Below are 20,641 nucleotides of genomic sequence, written 5' to 3' on the forward strand. Positions count from 1 at the left end.
TATCTCCTTTTTCGCCTTCCCCAATTGGGGAAGGTGCCCGAAGGGCGTCGGGCATTATTTAATTACGAGCGGAGCGAGTCCGTAATTCTTAATTCACATCTCCGTACAGCTTAGTCATTCCCGCCTTAGCGTCGTCTATAAACACATTAAGCGCGGAGAACCGCTCGGCTACGTAGTTATTATCGACCATGCGCTTGACCGCATACTCGTCGCCGACGAGTACCGCCATTTTCTTGGCGCGAGTGATAGCCGTGTACAAAAGATTGCGCGTCATAATTACGGGCGCCCCCACGATGACCGGCATTACCACCGCGTCGAACTCACAGCCCTGACTCTTATGCACAGTCACCGCGTAGGATAAAATAAGCTGACGGCGGTTTTCGCCCGCGTACAGTACGCGCCGCCCGTCCTCGAACTCAACTTCGATCTCGCCGGTATCGAACACATGCACCACTATTCCTATATCGCCGTTAAAAACGCCCACGCCGCTCGCGCTACCGCGCGACCATTCGAGCTCGTAGTTGTTCACGGTATGCATAACGCGGTCGCCTTCAATAAACGTGCAGTCGCCGACAACCACCTTTTTCTTCGCGCCGGCGTTGAGCGCGGCTTGAAGCCGAGTGTTAAGAGTATGCACGCCGCACACGCCGTTTTTGAGCGCCGCTATCACTTGGATACGGTGCGGCTCTATTCCGCAGAACCCCGTTATGCGCGTCGTGGCGAGCTGAACCGTCATGTCCGCAATCTCCTGCGCCGACCGCATACGGAAGAAAAAGAAATCGCCGTCGCGCGCCGTAAGGTCGGGGACCTTGCCGTCGTTTATCTCGTGCGCGCTTACCGCTATTCGGCTCGTGTTCGACTGACGGTAAATAAAGCTAAGCCGCGTTACGGGCACGAGCCCGCTCGCTATAAGATCGCGAAGCACATTGCCTGCCCCTACCGACGGGAGCTGATCGGCGTCGCCGACCACGATAAGTTTTGTTGCGTCGCTCATGTGGTCGAGCAAGTTTTTGTAGAGGAAAATATCGACCATGGAAAACTCGTCTACAATTACCGCGTTCGCGTCGAACTTGGCGCCGTCTTCGAGCATAAGCACCGCGCGGTGAATTGTAGATGCGTCTCTGCCGCAACCCTCTGTAATACGCTTGGCGGCTCTACCCGTCGGCGCGAGCAAAGTCGCAGTAAGAGAGAGCGCGTCGAGCACGAAAAGTATACAGTTGATAATAGTGGTCTTGCCCGTGCCCGGTCCGCCCGTAATCACGGACGCGCCGTGGGTCACGGCGTTAACGACCGCTTCGCGTTGCGCCGCATGCAGCGTTATATTCTCCGTCTTTTCGAACCTATCTATTACATCATTCACGTCGACGGGAACTATACCCGACGCATCCACGCGCCTGACCGTCTTAACCGCCGCCGCGCGTTCGGTGCGGTAATACAGCTCGCCCATAACGGCGCCCTCGAACGGAATAACGACCTTACGCGCGATCATGAGCGAATCGAGCGCACGCACAAGCCCGTCCTCGTCGTAGCGCACGAGCAGTTTTTTTGCCTCGTCGAACAGCTTATCTTTCGGCAGATAAGTATTGCCCTCTTTCTCGCACGACGAGCCCAGCGCGTGAACTATCCCCGCGCGCATACGGAAATCGCTAAGCGGGTCAATACCCATCGACTGCGCGATCTTATCGGCGGTGAGAAAGCCCACGCCGTCCACGTCCTCGACGAGAACGTACGGATTGCTCTTGACGGTGGAAACGGTAGAAGCGCCGTACACCGAATACAGTTTGAGCGCAAGATTGACCGACACGCCGTAGCCCGCGAGAAACATAATCGCCTCGCGCTGAGCACGGAGCGCGCCGAAGCTCTCCGCTATTTTGACCGCCTTCTTAGGGCTTATGCCGCGGATCTCGGAAAGTCTTTCGGGCGTTTTTTCTATTATTTCGATAGCGTCCACGCCGAACTTATCGACGATACGCGCAGCCGTTTTTTCGCCCACGCCCTCGATAAGCCCCGAGCCGAGAAACCGTATGATCCCGTACTCGCTGCGCGGCGCGGCAATGGACGCGCGTTCGGCTTTGAACTGCGTGCCGAACTTGGGATGAATGACAAACTCGCCTTCAAGCTCGATAAAATCGCCCGGCGTGACAGGCGGAAGCGTGCCCGCCACTGTAACGGGATCGCCGTCACTGTCGAGCACAAGCACTGTCCAGCCGTTTTCATCGTTGCGAAAACGTATTTCTTCAACCGAACCCGAAAGCCTGTCCAAAATCAATACACCGCTTTGATCTTCTGAACGCTGTCGAGCTGTTCCCAGGGCAAGTCGCGTTTGCCGAAATGCCCGTAGTTAGTCGTCTTTCTGTAAATGGGGTTCCTAAGCCCGAGCTTCTCTATGAACGCCGCTGGACGGAAGTCGAACACCTTTTCGACCGCCGCTTTTATCTTAGAGTCGTCGCCCGTGCCGAACGTGTCGACGAACAGCGAAACGGGCCGAGCCTTACCTATCGCGTACCCGACCTGGATCATCACGCGCGAGCACAACCCCGCCGCAACGAGGTTTTTGCACACGTACCGCGCGTAGTAGGACGCCGAGCGGTCGACCTTAGAAGCGTCCTTACCGCTGAACGCGCCGCCGCCGTGCGGGATCGCGCCGCCGTAGGTATCGACGATTATCTTTCTGCCGGTAACGCCGGTATCGCCCGCGGGCCCGCCCACTACGAACCGCCCCGTCGGGTTGATAAGTATCTCCGCGCCCTTCAACATTTTTTCGGGCACGACCTTTTTTATAACGCTTTCGTAAATGCCGTCTTTGAGCTTTTTATCGCTTACGTCGGGCGAATGCTGCGCCGACACGACTACCGTTTTTACGCCGACGGGAACGTTATCCTCGTAGGCAAGCGAAACCATCGCCTTGCCGTCAGGGCGCAGAAAATCAAGCTCGCCGCTCTTTCTCACCTCGGCGAGCCTACGGGTGAGCGAGTGCGCGAGCGTGAGCGGCATGGGCATGAGCTCGTCGGTCTCAGAGCACGCGTAGCCGAACATCATACCCTGATCGCCCGCGCCTACCGCGTCGTAGGGATCGGCGGAGCTGAGCGTTCGGGTTTCGAGCGAGTTTATAACGCCCTGCGCAATGTCGGGCGACTGACCGTTGATGCAGTTAAGCACGGCGCAGGTCGTAGCGTCGAAGCCAAGCTCGGGATGAGTATACCCCACCTCGGCAATGGTCGAGCGCGCTATCTTTTGCACGTCGATAAAATCGGTCTGAGTATCGAACTCGCCGAGTACTACGGCAAGCCCCGTCGCACAGCACACCTCGCACGCAATGCGGCTGTTCGCGTCCTTTTCGAGCGCCGCGTCGAGCACGGAGTCCGCTATATAATCGCAAACTTTATCGGGATGTCCTTCGGTCACGCTTTCCGACGATACTATTCTTTGCATAAGTAAACACTTCCTAAAATATTATTAACTATCATATAATACAATAATGCTATCCCTTTGTCAAGTCCGGAGCAAAGATACACGCTCTGAACCTAAATTAATTAAAGAATAGCTATTGACAAATACAATATAAAATGATATAATATCAAACAGCAAATAAAAACCACGGAGGAATTTGAAACAAACATGGAAGCATTTTTGGAAGCGCTCGATAATTTTTTCGGCAAGCTTTTTAAAAGCGGCGAAGCAGACCCCGCAAAGGCTTGGCGCGATTGGGGTTACGACTACATATCGGTAGTCATGCTCATTCTTGTCGTCGTCGCAGTCGTGCTTATTCTGACTATCATTATCGCGGCTATTGTCGGCGTTAAGAACAAGAAGAAGCGAAAAGCGTTGCAAGAGCAAAACGACAAGCTGTCGGCTGTCGAACCGCTACGCGACAGCGGCGAGCTTCGCGCCGAGATCCGTGCCGAAATGGAACCCATTATCCGCGAACAGGTCGACAGAGAGTACAGGGAACGCTACGCCAAGGAAGAACCCAAGGCTAAGGAAGTTAAAAAAGAACAGTCGAAAGAGCAACCCAAGGAGCAGCCGAAAGAGGATAAACAAACGGAAGAGCTTCGCTCTATGATAGTCGATATTCACTCGACCACTCAGGACCTTAAAGAACAGATCGAAACGCTCACCGCCGAAAACACCGCGCTCAAAAACGAGGTCGCGGCGCAAAACGAGCAAGCGGCAGAGGACGAAAAGCCCGCTAAAAAGACGGCTAAAAAGCCCGCACCCGCTCCTGTCGAAGACGAGGACGATTACGGCGAAGACGAATACGACAATGAGTACGGCGACGAAAATTCGGCATTGCAGGTATCCGTCCAGTACGACAGAATGAAAATGAACTGGGTGGTATTGCGCTCCGACTCGCCGAGAACGTACCGCCGTTGCGACACCAAGCAGGAAGCGCTGCCGCTCGCAAAAGACCTTGCAAAACGCCTTCACGCACAGCTCGTCGTCCACAAAAAAGACGGAAAGTTCCAAAAGATTTAATTCAATTAGGAATTGTGAATTAGGAATTAGAAATTATCACAAAACAAAAATTAGGAGTTCAATCGAGCTCCTAATTTTTTGTTTATTGACTTATTTAAATGAACGTATTATTGAGTGCGTAGTCGCGGCGCAGACGGGCAACAGTTAGCGAGCCGCCGACGGGAGTGTAGACCCACCTACATGACCAAGGCGGCGAGCTAAGCGTAGCCCGTATCCGCCGATGAATACGCGCTCAATACGCGCGCGCAAAGTAAATGCGCTTTTTCGCTTTCTTCCCGCAGCAAACGCATTTATGCTTTTCCACACCCGATTGATCGGCGTGCATAACGCGGCTTGTCGCAGAATAGGTCTGTTTGATTTTCTCCTCGCATTCCCTATCGCCGCACCAGTACGCGTCGGTAAAGTTGCCGCCGTCGAGCGCCGCGCCCATCTCGTCGAGGTTATTGACCTTTACGATATGATCTTGCGTGAATTTAGCCGCCTTGTCGAGCATATTCTTTCTTATGGTCTCTAAAAGCTCGGTCGCGCCATTAACCACGCCGTCCAAAGGCATAGTGAACTTCTCAGCAGTATCGCGGCGGCAAACGGTAACGACGCCTGCTTCTATATCTCGCCCGCCGAGTTCCATTCTTACGGGCACGCCGCGAAGCTCCCAATGGTTGAACTTAAACCCGGGCGACTGGTCGCGGTTATCCACCGTAACGCGCACGCCAGCCTTAACCAGATCGGCTTTAATCGCTTCTGCTTTATCGGCAACTGCGTGGTTCTTTACCGCGCCGATAGGAATAATAACGACCTGAACGGGCGCAACGGGCGGCGGCAGGCACAGTCCGCGCTCGTCGCCGTGCGCCATAATGATAGCGCCTATAAGCCGCGTGGAAATGCCCCAGCTCGCCTGGTACGCGTACTTATGCGTGCCGTCCTTGTCCAAGAACTTAATATCGAACGCCTTGGCGAAATTCTCGCCGAGGTAGTGCGTAGTGCCGGCTTGAAGGCTTTTGCCGTCTTTCATCATCGCTTCCATACCGTACGTAGCGACCGCACCCGCAAACTTCTCTTTTTCGGACTTCTGCCCGACAAGCACGGGCAAGCACAGAACGTCGTTGGCAAGCTCCTTGTACACGCCGAGCATAGTGAGCGCGTCGGCGTTCGCTTCCTCGGCGGAAGCAAACACGGTATGACCTTCCTGCCACAAAAACTCGCTCGTTCTGAGGAACGGGCGTGTGGTTTTCTCCCACCGCACAACGTTCGCCCACTGATTGAGTTTAAGCGGAAGATCGCGGTACGAGCTTATCCACTTAGAATACATATTGCCGATGATCGTCTCAGACGTAGGACGAAGCACGAGCTTTTCGCCGAGCTCGGTATCGCCTACGTGCGTGACAGTCGCAACCTCTGGCGCGAACCCTTCCACGTGCTCGGCTTCGCGCATAAGGAATGTTTGCGGTATGAGCATGGGGAAATACGCGTTCTCGACGCCCTGCGCCTTGAACCGTTTATCCGCTTCGGCTTGAATACGCTCCCAGATCGCGTAACCGTACGGGCGAAAAACCATAGTGCCCTTAACGGGACCGTAATCGCACAGCTCCGATTTAAGGCAAACGTCGGTATACCACTTAGTGTAGTCGGTATTGATGTCGGCTATCTGATTGACAAATCTGTCGTTCTTTTCTGCCATGATAAGCTCCGTATAATTTAATTATATAAGAGTTTATCACAATAATCGAAAACAGTCAAGCAATATAATTAATTAGGAATTGTGAATTAGGAATTAGAAATGATTGACCCCTACGGGGTAATTTTCTTAATTGTATCCTTATTTGCCTTCCCCAATTGGGGAAGGTGGCACGGCGTAAGCCGTGACGGATGAGGGCATAATTCATAATTACTAATTCCTAATTACAACAGCATCGCCGCGGCTACTACCACTCCCGCACCGGGCAAGCCCAAAACGCCGACCAAAAGCGCATTGAACGCATTGAACGGCAACACGATAATATTAAACGCCGAAAGGAACGCAATGAGCGCCCCGCCCGCGAATGAATTGATAAGCACGCGCATCACTCCGCGCGTTTTCAATCTCGTAACCCATGCAACGACGGCTACGAGCGCCGCCGCAGCAACGAATATGAGCACCGTTTCCCAACTGAATTCCATGCTACATTATATGCGCATAAAACAAAAAAATACGGACAAGCTATCCGTATTTTCATAAAACCTAATACAATTCGATAGTGAACGTACTGCCCTCGCCGAGCTCGCTGTCCACACGTATCTTGCCGCCCATCATCTCGACGATCTGCTTGCAAATGGTAAGCCCGAGCCCGCTCGACCCCGCTGCGCGACTACGCACCTTGTCGCAGCGGTAGAACCGCTCGAATATATGCTCTCTGTCCTCTTTGGCAATGCCAATGCCGTTATCGGCGACGGCTATCTCTATATGCTCGTCAACGTTATTGACGGATATGGCTATCTCGCCCGCTTCGGGCGGCGTGTACTTTATGGCGTTGTCCACGAGCGTGCGCACCGCTTCGGTTATAAGGTTCTTATCGGCGTTGAGCGTGATCGACGGATCGCCCGAAAGGCTGAGCGCGTGGCGGAGATTAACCATTTTGTACCCGTCCACTATGCCGTCTACCGTTTCGTAAAGATTGAACTCGGTATTGTTGAGCGTAAACTTGCCGAGCTTGGCGAGCCACAAAAGCTGTTCGACGATACGCTTCATATTCTCGGCTTCGCGCGAGATCGCTTCCACACTCTCGTCCAAAATCTTGGGATCGTCCTTGCCCCAACGCCGCAAAAGATTGGCGTAGCCCGCAATAACGGACAACGGCGTTTTGAGCTCGTGCGACGCGTCAGACACGAAGTTCTCCTGCCGCTCGAACGCTTCCTGCAAGCTGTCAAGCATGGCGTTAATTTGGTTTGTAAGCTCCATCAACTCGTCCTGCGTATCGACGGGCTCTAACCGTGCCGAGCTTATATTCTCGTCCGAAATCTGTTTAACGCGCTTTGTTATCTTGCGCACGGGATTGATCATGTACTGGCTCGAAAAACCACCTAGCGTCGCGCCGAGCACTATAAACAGCGCAACGAGCACCGTCGAGGTAATTACGAGCCGCCGCATATAATCGGCTGTCACCGTGCCGTCCACAAGGCTATCAAGGCTCGCAAGGATAAACGCGGCGTACCCGATTATCATAACGCCGAACACGACTGTGAACACCACCGTGGTCTTTACGGTGATGCCCACTCGAAACTTTTTAAAAAGAAACCTAACGCCCATTACAATGAGCGTTATCGGGAAAAACAAGATTTTAACGAGCAGAAGAATGCTGTCCTTGACCTCGCGTTTGGTCGGGGCTTTCTCGGCGTTCTGTGCGCTCTTGATTTCGGCGAGCGTTTGGCGCACCGCCTCTTTATTTTCGGGAAGCGCGTCCGCACGCACGGGCACGGTCAGCGTTTCGCTCTCGCCGACAGGACCGTCCACAGCCGCGTCGCCGCGCACGGGACCGAATTCCTCGCGTTCGTCGCGCTCGCTCATCTTATAACGTATCCCGAGCCGCGCACCGTCTCGATGAGCGTAACGCCGTAAACGTCGTCTATCTTAGACCGCAAGTACCGCACGTACACGTCGACGACGTTGGTACTGCCGTAAAAATCAAACCCCCAAACCGCGTCCAACAGCTGCTCGCGGCTGACTACAATATTGCGGTTCTGAATGAGATACAGCAAGAGATCGAATTCTTTTTTGGTAAGGTCAATGGTATGTCCGTCGTACGACGCGACGCGCGCTTCGGGATTGACGGACAGTTTGTTGCAAACGATATCCGCGCTCGCGTGCGCGCCGGAATGCTTTATGTGCAGGCGGATACGCGCAAGTAGCTCCTCTATTGCGAACGGCTTGGTCATGTAATCGTTGGCGCCGATGTCGAGCCCCGTCACCTTGTCCACGACCTGATCGCGCGCCGTAAGAATTATTACGGGCGTTTGCTTTTGCTGGCGCAGCCTGCGCAAAACTTCTATGCCGTTGAGCGAGGGCAGCATAACGTCGAGAACAATAAGATCGAAGTCACGCGCGAGCGCGAGATCGAGCGCTTCCCTGCCGTCCGCGCTGATAGTGCAGCCGTAGTTCTCGTGTTCGAGTTCGAGCTGCAAAAACCGTGAAATCTGTGCCTCGTCCTCGACTATAAGGATTTCTTTTTTATCGGACATGATAAAACCTTTTACTAGTGCTTTTTAACGTATTCTATCCGCATATTATTGGTGTTACCCGAAACGCCCACGGGCACGCCCGCGGCGATAACAACGAGATCGCCCTCTTGAACCATACCGGTCGACAGCGCACAGTTGATAACGTGACGGAACAAATCGTCGCTCGACTCCTGCATCTTGCTGAGCGTAGGCAGAACGCCCCAGTTCATGGCGAGCTGGTTATACGCCTTGACCGAGGTCGTGGGCGCGATAATAGGCGCGGACGGACGGAACCGCGAAATCTTGCGCGCGGTATAGCCCGACTGCGACACTGCGATTATCGCTTTCGCGTCGAGGTCGAACGCCGCCGCGCAGGTCGAGTGCGACACCGCGTCGGTTATCGACTTAATATCCGCTTCGAGCGAATTGAACCGTTTCTTGTAGTTTATACCGCTCTCGGCGCACTCGGCAATGCTCGCCATGGTGCGCACCGCTTCGACGGGATAATTGCCCGCGGCGGTCTCGCCCGAAAGCATGATAGCCGACGAACCGTCGTAAACGGCGTTGGCTACGTCCGATATCTCGGCACGCGTGGGGCGCGGATTAGTAATCATGGACTCCAACATCTGCGTAGCGGTGATAACCTTTTTGCCGCTACGGTAGCATCTGGAAATCATATCCTTTTGTATGCCGGGCAGCTCCTCGAACGGGATCTCAACGCCCATATCGCCGCGCGCGACCATAACGCCGTCGCACTCGGCAAGGATCGCGGGCATATTGTCAACGCCCTGACGGTTCTCGATTTTAGCAATAAGCTGAACGTTATCGGCGTCGTGCTCGGTAAGCAAACGCTTAATAATGCGCACGTCGTCAACAGTCCGCACAAACGACATAGCGATATAGTCCACGTCGTTCTCTATGCCGAACACTATATCCGCACGGTCGCTCTCGCTGAGGTACGGCATATCGATAAAGGTGTCGGGCATATTAATGCTCTTACGGTTGGACAGCACACCGTCGTTCATGACGGTAGTCACTATATCGGTCGAGCTGATCGACTGAACGCTGAGCTCGATAAGCCCGTCGTTCACGAGTATGCGCGCACCCTTTTTAACATAGCTGGGAAGCTCGGCGTACGAAACGGAAACGCATGTCTCGTCGCCTTCTACCTCGCGCGTGGTGAGCGTAAAGCTGTTCCCCTTTTTAAGATCGACCTTGCCGTCCTTGAACGTTTTGATACGGATCTCGGGACCCTTGGTATCGAGAAGAATAGCCACGGGCACGCCGAGCTCTTTACGCGCGCGCTTGACCGCGTCTATGCGCTTACGGTGTTCGTCGTGCGTGCCGTGCGAAAAGTTGAGCCGCGCCACGTTCATGCCCGCGCGTACCATGTTTTTAAGAACGGCGTAATCGTCGGTAGCCGGTCCGAGTGTGCAAACGATCTTTGTTCTGCGCATAGTTTACTCCCTATTAAGCAATTTTATAGCGATATTTTAGCTTAAAGAACTTCCTTGACCCTCTGAACAAGCATAGCCTTCTCGTCACCCTTCACCTTCTGAACGTAAGTCATAAGGAGATTAGCCTGCTTGCGGTTAAGCTCGACGCGGTGCGTCGAATTCTTCTTCATCATCTCGATAAAGTACTTATCGAGGAACTTGATCATGTACCCGCCGTACGAAACCTTCATAGCCTCGTTCTTGATAAGGTTCTTGAAAATACTCTCGACGGTATCGACCTTGCCAGCCACCAAAAGATTGACCGCAAGATCGAACAGCGCGCCTTCCGCCGCCGACGGAGCGAACGAGAACACTGCGCGGTGAATAACGGGCTTATCGATAACCGTTTTAAGCGCCTTGGCTTCTGCCGCGTTCAAGAACAGCGCGACCGCGCGGTCGAGATAGAGTTTAGCGACCGCGGGATTTTTAAGGTCGGCGTCGTTACGAATGAGCATATATTCCCAAAGATCCTCGGCGTAAGTGTAATCGAGTTTGAGCATTGCGCCGAAATACTTATCGACCGCCGCCTGTTTGAGAATGTCGGACGAGAAAAATTCGCTTAAAATTTCGTACTGTTTTACCTGTTTTGCGTTCATGAAAGGTCCTCTTTAAAACGTTTGTATTACATGAAAATTATACAACACAAAACCGCCAAAATCAAGTGTTTTGGCGATTTTAATATTAAAGTATGATTAAATTTAACGGAACGCTATATTTAATTCCGCTTTATCCCTTTATACCCCGTATTCGGTCTGCGGGTCGACGGGCGCGGCTCGGTCGGTTCGACCTTCTCGTCCTTGCTTTCGACGGCTTCGATCGGTCCTTCCTCTTTCTTTTCGGGAGCGGTCGGCTCGGGCGTTTTCTCGGGTTCACCCGTATCGCCCGCTTCGTCCTCGCGCTTAGCCATCGCCGAAAGCACTACCGCGAGTTCTTCACGCGCCGCAGTCACGTCGGCATCGGCTTTTTTCGGCTCGGGCTCTTTGGGATCGTCGGGCAAGCCCCAACGCTTTTCGTATTCTTCGGCGCGCTTTTGCAATTCTTCCATGCGCGCGTTCGCCTCGTCGCGCATGATCTCGTAATCGTCGAGCGGCTCGTCCTCGCCGTCGTCTATGATCTTGACCGTATCGAGCCGTTTATGCACGAGCAATTTTACCTTGTCGCCCTCGTCGTAGTACTCGCGGCTGTACGCGTTACGAAGCTTGCCGTCGACCTCGACCTGCACGCGATACACGATAGACGATATACGCGAGGTACTCCCGCTACCCGCCCCCACAGAGCTCGACAGCGTGCAATTTTTGACAATGCCCGTTTTGCGGTCGTAGTCCGCCCTATCGTAGTTGCCCGACATGGAGCGGTGCTCTATAATCTTAGTTATAATAAGCGCGCCGAAAATAATAAGGAACGCACAGCCGAAAACGATACCGCCCGCCAAATTGTAGCCGAGTCCAAACAATATCATTGCGCCGAACAGACACGAAATAAAGCATATAACGAACAGGCAGCCCTTTACCTTGTCGCCCCTGCTCGCTCCCTTCCAGGTCTTTGCGGCGTGCGACAGCTGATACTCCGCGTTCGCCATCTTATTGGCTTCCCCGCGCGTAGAATTGATCTTTTCGATCATCTCGCGCTCTTTGTCGCTCCCGCTCTTTTCTTTAACGGCTTCGTCTTTTACGATGCCTATATCTTCCTCGTCTATATCTTCCTCGTCAATATCTTCGTCGTCTATATCATCGTCGATTTCATCGTCGATATCCGTATCGTCGTCGACGCTCGAAGAAGTCGAACTACTCGTATCGCTTGTACCGCTTCCGCGCACCGCCCTGACTATAACGACTATTGCGGTGATCATCGCAACGAGAAAGCTACCGCCGAACAGCACTGCGATACCGGCATACGTCATGATCGACGAACCCGTCACCATGCCGATGATCAAAAGCGCGATACCGATAACTATCGGTAAAAAAACAATCAACTTAAACTTATTTTCCGTTTTCATCGTCTTAGCATAACCTCTTATATAATAAGTATATACCGCACGTATAACTTTGTCAACACCTATTCGCCCTTATAGCTCAGCGGGCGCACGCAAACGGTTATGATCTCGCAAATAAAAAGAATATCGTCCTCGCAATCGTTTCTCACCCACTCGTTTATAATAGCGTCGATACCTTTGAGAAAGAACTTTTGCATATAGTAAATAAGCTTCTTATCGGTCACGCCGTGCTTGAATAATATAGGCACGAAAATATTTTCGATAAGCATATCGTCCGCCTTATTCACTTCGAACGAATGAGCGTTTTCGGCATAGATCCTAAAAAGCCGTTTATGGTTTTTTATGTATTTCAAGTACGGCAATAAATATTTGGGCGAAATCAAATTAAGATCGTCTTTGCTTAGATTACTCATATTCGACAGATCGACGGGGTTATCGAACTCGCACTCGTTAAAGAAATCGCCTACCATGCCCGCGTGCGCTTCTCTCAAAAGCTCGTACGTGTTGTCGTAGTGCGCGTAAAAAGTCGAACGGTTCACGCCCGCCGCCACGCAAATATCCATAATGCTTATATCGCCGAACTCCTTGGTTTCGAGCAACGTAACGAGCGCCCGCCGCATCTTGCCCGCCGTATTATTGAACTTCGATTCCGACCTATTCATATCCACCGCCTAAAAAATCGCACTTGTATTGTAGCAGAACAATTTAAAAAAATCAATCAGAAACCGACACTTTTCGGTTTTTGTGTTGTGGTGTTTTACCGAAAAAGAATTTAAAATATACGTGTAACCGAACGGTTACAAATTTTCAGAGGAAGACGAAAACATGGAACAAGACGAAACCAAGCAAGACGAAACGCTCGATTTGACCGAGGACGACTTCAACGAATTTTTGGCGGCTACTGGCGAAGCGCAGTGGAAGATATTGCTCGCCCACGCCGAAAGAAACAATAAAACAATTCAAATAAGGAGATTACAAACCATGGAACAACACGCAATCAACCAAGAGGAAATCGCTAAGCAGTTCGAGGAATTCTGCCACACCAAAGGCATAGCGGCAAAATTCAAAGTCGCATTTGCGAACATAGCGGAGAACACCCGCAAGCAAAAGGAAGCCGATAAAGCTCAACTCGAAGAAGTCAAGCGTCGCTCGGCGGAGAACAACCCCGAGTTCACCGAGCTTCTGCACACCAAGGGCTTTAAAGCAAAAGTCAAGCTTATAATCGAAAATATCAAAAAAGGCGCGAAAGAAAGCAACAAAAAAGTGCGCAAGCAAATAGAGCAATCCAAGCACGGCGTGCCGCACGTATCGCCCGCCGCCTACTCCGTCGAAACGCTCACGCGCGAATTCAACGCATTTCTCAAAGCCAAAGGTCTCGACGATAAATACGCAGTAGAAATAACAGATAAAAAAGAAACCGAATAACGAGGTTACAATGAACGCAATAGAAATAAGAAACCTATCCAAAAGCTTCCGCGGAATGTACGCAGTGGATAATCTCGATATGACAGTTCCCGTAGGCAGTATATACGGCTTTATCGGCGAGAACGGCTCGGGCAAGTCCACTACCGAAAAGCTTATCTGCGGGCACCTCGTTCCCGACGGCGGCGAGATAAAGCTGTTCGGCAAGGACTATACCGACGCAGGCGTTCGCGCCAAGGTGGGTGCGCTTATAGAGAGCGCGGGGTGCTTCCCCAATTCGAGCGTATGGGCGAACCTCATGATGCAAGCGCTCAATCTCGGAATAGTAAACCGCGCCGAAGAAATCAACCGCGTACTTAAAATCGTGCGTATGGAAGACAACGCCAAGATCAAGTTCAAGAGCTGCTCGCTCGGCATGAAACAGCGTATCGGCATCGCAATGGCGCTTCTCGGCGACCCTGCCCTGCTCATTCTCGACGAGCCTATAAACGGCTTGGATACCGACGGTATGCGCATCATGCGCGACATTCTCGTCGACATTACGCAAAACCTCGGTTGCACCGTTCTCATCTCGTCGCATATCCTCGGCGAGCTCGAAAAGATAGCCACGCACTACGGCATCATCCGTCAAGGCAAAATGATACAAGAGCTATCCGCCGCCGAAATGGACGCACGCTCCCGTACGTTCGTATCGATAAAGACGAGGGATATGCCGAGCGCGGCGACGATGCTCAAAAGCAGCTTTACGGACGTTCGGTGCGAGGACGGATATATCCGCGTTTACGACGTTGACTATACCGAGCAAATAGTCAAGCGCCTTTTGGATAAGGGGCACGCCGTGACCGAGATAACGAAGAACAAGGTCGGGCTCGAAGAATACTATATCGAGCTTATGAGCAAAAAGGAGGAGGCTTAACCATGGAAGCGACGCAATTGACCTTCGAACAGCCGAGCTTTTTCAAACGGTTAAAGGGTATGCTCGGCGTGGACTTTTACAGGCTGTTCCACACCCCGCTGTTCTATATCTTTTTGGGCATATCCGCTATCATTCCCGCGCTCGTGTCGATGGGCGCAATGGGCGACGACGGCGCGACCGCTTCCCTATTCACCAACGCGTGGCAGATAATCGCCGCCGACAGCCCGCTGTACGTAGTAAACAATATCGGCGAGTACGCGAATATGAACATGGTGTTCATCTTCGGCGGCATAATGATTTCCATATTCATCGGTCACGACTACAAGAGCGGATACGTCAAACAGCTGTTCACAACCCACCCGAAGAAGCAAGACTACATGATGAGTAAAAGCCTTCTCGGCGCGTTCTCTATGGCGTGTATGTGCGTGACCTATCTTATCGGCGGGCTCGCTTCGGGCGTGTTTACGGGCTTATCCTTCGCCGTCAACGCAGACTCGCTTATATGCGCCATACTCGGCAAAATGATCATGAGCCTCGGCTGGGCGAGCCTTTACACGTTTATAAACGTGATCTTCCGCTCCAAGTTCGGTATATCGATCGCGCTGTGCTTCATACTCGGCACGGGCATTCCCGTCATAGGCGCGGCGGCGGTCGTGGGCAACTCCCCCGCACTAAATATTTTCCTGTACGGCTCGTCGGTGTACGCCTGCCTTAGCGCAAACTTCGTATCGGTCATTATCTGTCTTGTCGTTTCGATAGCGTGGGCGGTCATCTACAACGTTCTCGGCTCGTGGATACTGAATAAGCGCGACTGCTATTAAGAGGTGAAAAATGAACGCAATAGAAATAAGAAATCTATCCAAAAACTTCGGGCAAAAGCAAGCGCTGAACGGCTTGAACATGACCGTGCCGGCAGGTTCGATTTACGGCTTTATCGGCGAGAACGGCTCGGGCAAGTCGACTACCGAAAAGCTCGTTTGCGGACTGCTCGTGCCGAGCGGCGGAGAGATCAAGCTGTTCGGCAAGGACTACCGCGATCCCGACGTGAGAGCGAAAATAGGCGTGCTTATCGAAGCACCGGGGTGCTTTCCCAATTACAGCGTGTGGAATAACATGATGCTGCAAGCGGCTAACCTCGGCATAAAGAACGCCGAAGAAGAAGTGCGAAAAGTGCTCAAAACTGTGCGCATGGAAGGCTCGGCTTCCAACAAATTCAAGAACTGCTCGCTCGGCATGAAACAGCGCATAGGCATCGCTTTCGCACTCTTGGGCAGTCCCGCTCTGCTCGTCCTCGACGAACCCATAAACGGTCTCGACGCCGACGGCATGAGGATAATGCGCGAGGTGTTCGTCGATATAACGACGAACTATAATTGCACGGTAGTCATTTCGTCGCATATCCTCGGCGAGCTCGAAAAAATAGCAACGCACTACGGCATCGTGCGCGGCGGCAAGATGATAAAGGAAATGACCGCCGAGGAGCTCAACGCCGATTACCCTACCTTCATCGCGCTCAAAGCAAAGGATACGGCGGCGACGAAAGCTGTTCTCGAACGCAAGTATTCACGTGTCGAAACGGACGAGCAAGAATATATCCGCGTTTACGACAATGCAAAGCCCGAGGATATAGTTTCGTTCCTGTATGGTCAAAATATCATAGTCACCGAAATAAAAACGGACAAAATAAACCTCGAAGAATACTATATCGACTTAATGAAGGAGGCGCGGTAAATGGAAGCAACGTTTGAAAAATCGACCTTTACGAAAAGGCTGAAAACAATGCTCAAAGTTGACTTTAAGCGAATGTTCACAATGCCGCTCGTGTACATTATGGCAGGCGTGAGTTTGGTCATTCCCATACTCATGCTAGTAATGACTTCCATGATGAGCGGCACTACGATCGATCCCGCAACGGGCGTGGAAACGACGATAGAAACGTTCACAAACGTTTGGCAATCGATAGGTGCTATGAGCGGCAGCGGCGCGGGCATGAGCATGGATATAACGGGAATGTGCAATATCAATCTTATGTACTTCTTGATAGCCGTCCTCGTCTGTCTTTTCGTCGCACAGGATTTCAGGAGCGGCTACGCCAAAAACCTGTTCACCGTCCGCGCCAAGAAAAGCGACTACGTAATATCCAAAAGTCTTGTGTGCTACGCAAGCGGCGTGATAATGATACTCGCCTACTTTATCGGCGCAATGATAGGCGGCGCGATCGCGGGGCTCCCGTTCACCGCCGAAGCGGGCGCAGGCGGGATAATCGCCTGTATGTTCTGCAAGGTGTTCCTGGTCGCGATATACGTCGGCATTGCTCTTACGTTAGCGACCGTCGCCAAACAAAAGACCTGGCTGTCGATAGTCTGCTCGATCGCCGCGGGCGCGCTGTTATTCACCATGCTTCCCATGATCTCCCCGCTCGACGCAAGCGCGCTCAACGTAATAATGTGCCTTGCCGGCGGCATCCTGTTCGCTGCGGGTCTCGGCGCAGTAAGCAACGTAATACTCAATATGACAAGCTTGGTGTAAACGGATTAAACCAAAAAGCCGATAACGCAATAATCTTGCGCCGTCGGCTTTTTATTTTTTCGAACGGGACAAAATACGAACTTACGTTGTTGTTATTATATGAGGTGCGCTATGAAAATGAAAAAGTATTTAATCATGCCGCTGTTGCTTTACATAGCCCTTTCCGTCATTGTGGGATGTACGCCTAAAACGGAGTACGACGATTTGGAAATAATCAAAATCGAAACGTCGTGGCACGAAGGGTTCGCACCGTTTTCGGGCGAATACGTGCGCACATTCGACTTCAAAAACGGGAGCGTTTACGACACCTTGGCAACCGATGCGGATATTTCCGAAATTCTCGAACATACGCCTGGGCTCACCGCCGAAGACCTCAATACTCCCAAGCTTGTATCAACGTTCACCGAAGAACAAGCGTCAAAGCTGTATGATAAAATCAAGTCGTTGGGCTTCCTCGCATGGAAGGACAAATACATTTCCGACGATCAAATATGCGACGGCGGAAGCGAAAGCGTGACCGTATACTTCGCCGACGGCACGGAAAAGCATACGAGAATATATTTTAAAGATCCCCCGAAGTACGATAAGATCCGCGAAGCCTTCGAGGAGTACCTCGGCGTGAGCTTCTATTCGGGACGGTAATATAAAAACAAAAAAAATTTATAATTCCTATACCGCTTAGTTAATAATAATTTTCTTCGCCGCGCTACTCACTCATGGAGTGCACCACCACAAAACCCCGCTACTATTGTAGCGGGGTTTTGTGGTGGTGCACCGCTTTGCCGATAAAAAGAACATAGTAATCTACAAGGTAAACAGACGGGAATATTATTGCAGTGTTGACTTGCCGCTGTCGGACTATTTGTTATTAGGTAAACAGTCAGTCGTGCGGAGTTGACGGCTCACGGCTTGCAAGGGCTGTCATAGCGTTTTTATAGATACGCTTTGACAGCTTTTTTGCTTGCTCTTTATCGGGCGGCAGTTCGGCGTAAATGTTTTTGTTTTCGTTGTTGAAATAGATAACGCTTATTCCGAGCGGAATTTTCTTTTCCATATTTGATACTCCTTAAATTTTTGATAAGCCCACCCATACCCACCCTAAATGGTACAACAAGGCATAAAGAGCATTTTGTCATTTTTTATTAGATAATAGCCGATTTTATAATAATCGCCACTAAATGTGTTACACGTTACGGGGTGGCGTGGTAATACTATACGCCACAGTGCGGGCGGCTTCGCCGCCCGCACATATTGCCGTTTACATCAAAAGTGTGACAGTGTGACATAGTGGCGTATAAAGTAATACTAATAATTATTTATTATCGTTTGCCTTTTGCACGATAACTTTACCGTCTTTTACAGCTATTAACATTTTGCCCTTACATTTCGGGCAATAGATTTCTATTGTAGAGCCGTCGCCAGCCTTTAATAGTTTATACCCACATTCGGGGCATACAACGTAATAAGTCATTGATGTGTTACCTTTATTTTTGTTGTAACGGTATCATTCCGAATAACGATATGAATATATTCGCCACATTTAGAGCATTTCGTATAGCCCTCTAAACCGTTCTTTGCTTGTAACAATACACTTTTGCAGTTAGGACAGCAAGCATAAAAGTACGGCACTTTTTCTTTTTTAATTTCGTCCACTTATTTTTCTTTTATGTCCTCTTGTTGTATTTCTTGTAAATGCTTATTCATTTTCTTTATTTTTGCTTTGATTGAAAAAAATATGGAGCACCACATAATTACGTATACCGCAATAAATCCGCCAACGTAACCCAATGCGCCGTATAAGTAATGCGGCATCCAATTCATTATATAGCCTATTCCGAAGAACGGAACGGAAATAATAGCCAAATGCACTAATGTTTGCTTTAATAAACTCCATTTTTCGATTTCCCAAATCACGGACGAGCCGCCGCCGATAGCACCAATAAGAAGCGAACAAATCATTTGTACGATTACTGCGGTTGTTTCGTTGCCGCCACACCAATCTATAAGTTCGTGTGGAGCAGGAAAATATTCGCCGTGCCCCATACAAAGCGAAAAAATAATTGTTATAATTAAACTGACTAATACGCCGATAGGCGCACCCATAAGACTGCGAAATAAAATTTTCTTTTTCATAGTATCACCTCATATACCTAATGTTTTTTTGATTTTTGTAACGTATCGCCTCGAAACAAAACTAACATTTCCGTTTGACAACGATACGCAAATTGTTCCGACTGTGCTTAAATCGAATTTCTTTGCTTTTTTAATATTGATTATTTCCGAATTTGAAATACGCACAAAGCCCTTACTACTTAACCTTTCTTCAATTTCATATAAGCGTAAACGTAAGACAAACTCTTTTTTTTCTGTAACAGCAAATACTTTTCCGACCGCTGCGTATATTCTGACTATATCTGTCGGTTCTAAAATCTGAACGACATCACCGTCAAAACCAACAATTCCTTGCGGAGCTTCTTCCGATAGGCGTTGCATTAAAGCAGTAATTTCATCCGTCATTTTTTCGGTAATGATTATTACCTTTGTTTCCGAACAGTTTTCGTCAAGTTTGATTTCAACTTTCAAATTAAAACCTCCTTATGTAAAGCGCGCTTTTACGAATAAAGTATACTAAATTTATAGATACATTTCAATTCTTTTACAATAGTCGGTCGATTTGAACATACAAGTGGTATTCGCCAAATAATAGGCGGCAATATTGCTTTTTAGTCGATTACAGTATTAGACATAATTTACTATATAATGATAAATTTAGTTGTTCTATTTTTGATAAAATCATTGTGAGCTATTATTTATTTTTCGGTAAGAATTTTATAGTTTTTGTGTCGCTTGTGCTTACCGTCTGGGGACGGAATACGCCGCCTTGCCAAATTGTAAAGGGCGACGATTTATCTCCCGTTAGGCATAAAATCGTCGTCCCCTACGGGGCAAACCCTTGACAATTTGACTGCGACGGCATTTTTTGCTGGTTAAGACGGTAAGCACCAAAGCGAACACAAAATTTTTAAGCCGCAGTCCACAACGGACGGCGCAAAGGAGCAAACACTATGAAAAACGCAGTAATCTACGCACGTTTTAGCTGTCATGGACAAAACGAACAGTCTATCGAGGGACAATTAGCCGAGTGCCACGCATTTGCACAGCGGAGCGAATTGCGCATAGTCCACGAGTACATAGACCGCGCTTTGACGGGTACAACGGACAAACGCCCCGAATTTTTACAAATGATTGAGGACAGCAAGCGCAAAGGCTTTCAGTACGTTATCGTTTACCAGCTTGACCGCTTTGCCCGTAACCGCTACGACAGCGCAACGTACAAAGCAAAGCTGAAAAAGAACGGCGTGCGCGTGCTATCGGCAAAAGAGAATATCACGGACGACGCGAGCGGTATTTTAATCGAGGGCGTTTTGGAAAGTATGGCGGAATACTATTCGGCGGAGCTATCGCAAAAGATAAAACGCGGTATGGCTTTAACCGCGTCAAAGTGCAAGTTTTTCGGCGGGTTTATTCCCTACGGCTACAAGGTGGACGAGAACAAGCATTTTGCAATAAATGAGGGCACCGCGCCCGTAGTCAAGAAAATGTTTGAAATGCTTGCCA

General features: G+C 50.4%; 21 protein-coding genes and 1 pseudogene. 8 read left to right on the forward strand and 14 right to left on the reverse strand.

Translation table 11 applies throughout. The annotated features are described in order from the left end of the window. Positions 1-88: 88 nt before the first annotated feature. Both HDT28_04365 and metK read right to left on the reverse strand, forming a co-directional pair. Positions 89-2,263: an ATP-dependent RecD-like DNA helicase gene (locus HDT28_04365; protein MBD5131812.1), complete on the reverse strand. Its 2,175-nt coding sequence runs from the start codon at positions 2,261-2,263 to the stop codon at positions 89-91. A gap of 2 nt (positions 2,264-2,265) precedes the next feature. Beyond that, on the reverse strand, positions 2,266-3,432 hold the full coding sequence (gene metK / locus HDT28_04370; protein MBD5131813.1) for a methionine adenosyltransferase: 1,167 nt from the start codon (positions 3,430-3,432) through the stop codon (positions 2,266-2,268). A 186-nt stretch (positions 3,433-3,618) separates the two neighbouring features. On the opposite strand from metK, the gene HDT28_04375 reads away from it, so the two are divergent. Then, complete coding sequence (locus HDT28_04375) at positions 3,619-4,476, forward strand: DUF2188 domain-containing protein (GenBank protein MBD5131814.1); 858 nt, start codon at positions 3,619-3,621, stop codon at positions 4,474-4,476. Between the two features lie 232 nt (positions 4,477-4,708). Here the strand turns inward: HDT28_04375 and HDT28_04380 are convergent, their stop codons facing one another. The 8 genes from HDT28_04380 to HDT28_04415 all read right to left on the reverse strand — a co-directional run bounded on the left by HDT28_04380 (position 4,709) and on the right by HDT28_04415 (position 12,818). Continuing rightward, positions 4,709-6,154 (reverse strand): proline--tRNA ligase, encoded by a 1,446-nt coding sequence (locus HDT28_04380; protein ID MBD5131815.1) that lies wholly within the window; start codon positions 6,152-6,154, stop codon positions 4,709-4,711. Between the two features lie 221 nt (positions 6,155-6,375). Continuing rightward, entirely contained in the window at positions 6,376-6,633 is a 258-nt protein-coding gene (locus HDT28_04385) for a hypothetical protein (GenBank protein ID MBD5131816.1), read from the reverse strand. Positions 6,634-6,694: 61 nt separating this feature from the next. Further along, on the reverse strand, positions 6,695-8,017 hold the full coding sequence (locus HDT28_04390) for a HAMP domain-containing histidine kinase (GenBank protein ID MBD5131817.1): 1,323 nt from the start codon (positions 8,015-8,017) through the stop codon (positions 6,695-6,697). Continuing rightward, entirely contained in the window at positions 8,014-8,688 is a 675-nt protein-coding gene (locus tag HDT28_04395) for a response regulator transcription factor (protein MBD5131818.1), read from the reverse strand. The genes HDT28_04390 and HDT28_04395 overlap by 4 nt, the downstream gene beginning before the upstream one ends. Before the next feature lie 14 nt (positions 8,689-8,702). Next, the gene (gene pyk, locus HDT28_04400) at positions 8,703-10,124 is read right to left on the reverse strand and encodes a pyruvate kinase (GenBank protein MBD5131819.1); all 1,422 of its coding nucleotides are present in this window, start codon (positions 10,122-10,124) and stop codon (positions 8,703-8,705) included. 41 nt (positions 10,125-10,165) lie between these two features. Further along, positions 10,166-10,759, reverse strand: coding sequence for a hypothetical protein (locus tag HDT28_04405; protein MBD5131820.1), 594 nt, complete (start codon positions 10,757-10,759; stop codon positions 10,166-10,168). Between the two features lie 119 nt (positions 10,760-10,878). After that, complete coding sequence (locus HDT28_04410) at positions 10,879-12,159, reverse strand: hypothetical protein (protein MBD5131821.1); 1,281 nt, start codon at positions 12,157-12,159, stop codon at positions 10,879-10,881. A gap of 59 nt (positions 12,160-12,218) precedes the next feature. Continuing rightward, positions 12,219-12,818, reverse strand: coding sequence for a TetR/AcrR family transcriptional regulator (locus HDT28_04415; protein MBD5131822.1), 600 nt, complete (start codon positions 12,816-12,818; stop codon positions 12,219-12,221). Between the two features lie 163 nt (positions 12,819-12,981). Here HDT28_04415 and HDT28_04420 point away from each other — a divergent pair, with 163 nt between their 5' ends. The 6 genes from HDT28_04420 (at position 12,982) to HDT28_04445 (ending at position 17,665) form a co-directional block, all read left to right on the forward strand. After that, the gene (locus HDT28_04420; GenBank protein ID MBD5131823.1) at positions 12,982-13,581 is read left to right on the forward strand and encodes a hypothetical protein; all 600 of its coding nucleotides are present in this window, start codon (positions 12,982-12,984) and stop codon (positions 13,579-13,581) included. Between the two features lie 10 nt (positions 13,582-13,591). Beyond that, complete coding sequence (locus tag HDT28_04425) at positions 13,592-14,494, forward strand: ATP-binding cassette domain-containing protein (GenBank protein ID MBD5131824.1); 903 nt, start codon at positions 13,592-13,594, stop codon at positions 14,492-14,494. Positions 14,495-14,496: 2 nt separating this feature from the next. After that, positions 14,497-15,315 carry an ABC transporter permease subunit gene (locus HDT28_04430; protein ID MBD5131825.1) on the forward strand — a complete coding sequence of 273 codons (819 nt, stop codon included), beginning with the start codon at positions 14,497-14,499 and terminating at the stop codon, positions 15,313-15,315. Positions 15,316-15,325: 10 nt separating this feature from the next. Continuing rightward, the gene (locus tag HDT28_04435) at positions 15,326-16,225 is read left to right on the forward strand and encodes an ATP-binding cassette domain-containing protein (protein MBD5131826.1); all 900 of its coding nucleotides are present in this window, start codon (positions 15,326-15,328) and stop codon (positions 16,223-16,225) included. Then, positions 16,226-17,023: a hypothetical protein gene (locus HDT28_04440; protein MBD5131827.1), complete on the forward strand. Its 798-nt coding sequence runs from the start codon at positions 16,226-16,228 to the stop codon at positions 17,021-17,023. It abuts the gene before it with no gap. 117 nt (positions 17,024-17,140) lie between these two features. Further along, on the forward strand, positions 17,141-17,665 hold the full coding sequence (locus tag HDT28_04445; GenBank protein MBD5131828.1) for a hypothetical protein: 525 nt from the start codon (positions 17,141-17,143) through the stop codon (positions 17,663-17,665). A 238-nt stretch (positions 17,666-17,903) separates the two neighbouring features. On the opposite strand, the gene HDT28_04450 is transcribed toward HDT28_04445, so the two are convergent. The 4 genes from HDT28_04450 to HDT28_04465 all read right to left on the reverse strand — a co-directional run bounded on the left by HDT28_04450 (position 17,904) and on the right by HDT28_04465 (position 19,606). Beyond that, on the reverse strand, positions 17,904-18,077 hold the full coding sequence (locus tag HDT28_04450) for a hypothetical protein (GenBank protein ID MBD5131829.1): 174 nt from the start codon (positions 18,075-18,077) through the stop codon (positions 17,904-17,906). A 258-nt stretch (positions 18,078-18,335) separates the two neighbouring features. Beyond that, entirely contained in the window at positions 18,336-18,494 is a 159-nt protein-coding gene (locus tag HDT28_04455; protein MBD5131830.1) for a hypothetical protein, read from the reverse strand. A gap of 182 nt (positions 18,495-18,676) precedes the next feature. Then, positions 18,677-19,156: a DUF3021 domain-containing protein gene (locus HDT28_04460; protein ID MBD5131831.1), complete on the reverse strand. Its 480-nt coding sequence runs from the start codon at positions 19,154-19,156 to the stop codon at positions 18,677-18,679. Between the two features lie 9 nt (positions 19,157-19,165). After that, a complete protein-coding gene (locus HDT28_04465; GenBank protein MBD5131832.1) occupies positions 19,166-19,606 on the reverse strand; it encodes a LytTR family transcriptional regulator in 441 nt (146 codons plus the stop codon). 482 nt (positions 19,607-20,088) lie between these two features. Here HDT28_04465 and HDT28_04470 point away from each other — a divergent pair. Then, positions 20,089-20,520: pseudogene (locus HDT28_04470) on the forward strand (recombinase family protein). Positions 20,521-20,641: the final 121 nt, after the last annotated feature.

This window comes from Clostridiales bacterium, from assembly GCA_014799665.1.
In the GTDB taxonomy this organism is placed as follows: domain Bacteria; phylum Bacillota; class Clostridia; order Christensenellales; family Pumilibacteraceae; genus Anaerocaecibacter.

Bases quoted from the DNA above. Each gene is read 5' to 3' on its own strand.
- metK (MBD5131813.1), bottom strand. From the start codon at position 3,432: ATGCAAAGAATAGTATCGTCGGAAAGCGTGACCGAAGGACATCCCGAT.
- HDT28_04375 (MBD5131814.1), top strand. From the start codon at position 3,619: ATGGAAGCATTTTTGGAAGCGCTCGATAATTTTTTCGGCAAGCTTTTT.
- HDT28_04380 (MBD5131815.1), bottom strand. From the start codon at position 6,154: ATGGCAGAAAAGAACGACAGATTTGTCAATCAGATAGCCGACATCAAT.
- HDT28_04385 (MBD5131816.1), bottom strand. From the start codon at position 6,633: ATGGAATTCAGTTGGGAAACGGTGCTCATATTCGTTGCTGCGGCGGCG.
- HDT28_04390 (MBD5131817.1), bottom strand. From the start codon at position 8,017: ATGAGCGAGCGCGACGAACGCGAGGAATTCGGTCCCGTGCGCGGCGAC.
- HDT28_04395 (MBD5131818.1), bottom strand. From the start codon at position 8,688: ATGTCCGATAAAAAAGAAATCCTTATAGTCGAGGACGAGGCACAGATT.
- pyk (MBD5131819.1), bottom strand. From the start codon at position 10,124: ATGCGCAGAACAAAGATCGTTTGCACACTCGGACCGGCTACCGACGAT.
- HDT28_04405 (MBD5131820.1), bottom strand. From the start codon at position 10,759: ATGAACGCAAAACAGGTAAAACAGTACGAAATTTTAAGCGAATTTTTC.
- HDT28_04410 (MBD5131821.1), bottom strand. From the start codon at position 12,159: ATGAAAACGGAAAATAAGTTTAAGTTGATTGTTTTTTTACCGATAGTT.
- HDT28_04415 (MBD5131822.1), bottom strand. From the start codon at position 12,818: ATGAATAGGTCGGAATCGAAGTTCAATAATACGGCGGGCAAGATGCGG.
- HDT28_04420 (MBD5131823.1), top strand. From the start codon at position 12,982: ATGGAACAAGACGAAACCAAGCAAGACGAAACGCTCGATTTGACCGAG.
- HDT28_04425 (MBD5131824.1), top strand. From the start codon at position 13,592: ATGAACGCAATAGAAATAAGAAACCTATCCAAAAGCTTCCGCGGAATG.
- HDT28_04430 (MBD5131825.1), top strand. From the start codon at position 14,497: ATGGAAGCGACGCAATTGACCTTCGAACAGCCGAGCTTTTTCAAACGG.
- HDT28_04435 (MBD5131826.1), top strand. From the start codon at position 15,326: ATGAACGCAATAGAAATAAGAAATCTATCCAAAAACTTCGGGCAAAAG.
- HDT28_04440 (MBD5131827.1), top strand. From the start codon at position 16,226: ATGGAAGCAACGTTTGAAAAATCGACCTTTACGAAAAGGCTGAAAACA.
- HDT28_04445 (MBD5131828.1), top strand. From the start codon at position 17,141: ATGAAAAAGTATTTAATCATGCCGCTGTTGCTTTACATAGCCCTTTCC.
- HDT28_04450 (MBD5131829.1), bottom strand. From the start codon at position 18,077: ATGGAAAAGAAAATTCCGCTCGGAATAAGCGTTATCTATTTCAACAAC.
- HDT28_04455 (MBD5131830.1), bottom strand. From the start codon at position 18,494: ATGACTTATTACGTTGTATGCCCCGAATGTGGGTATAAACTATTAAAG.
- HDT28_04460 (MBD5131831.1), bottom strand. From the start codon at position 19,156: ATGAAAAAGAAAATTTTATTTCGCAGTCTTATGGGTGCGCCTATCGGC.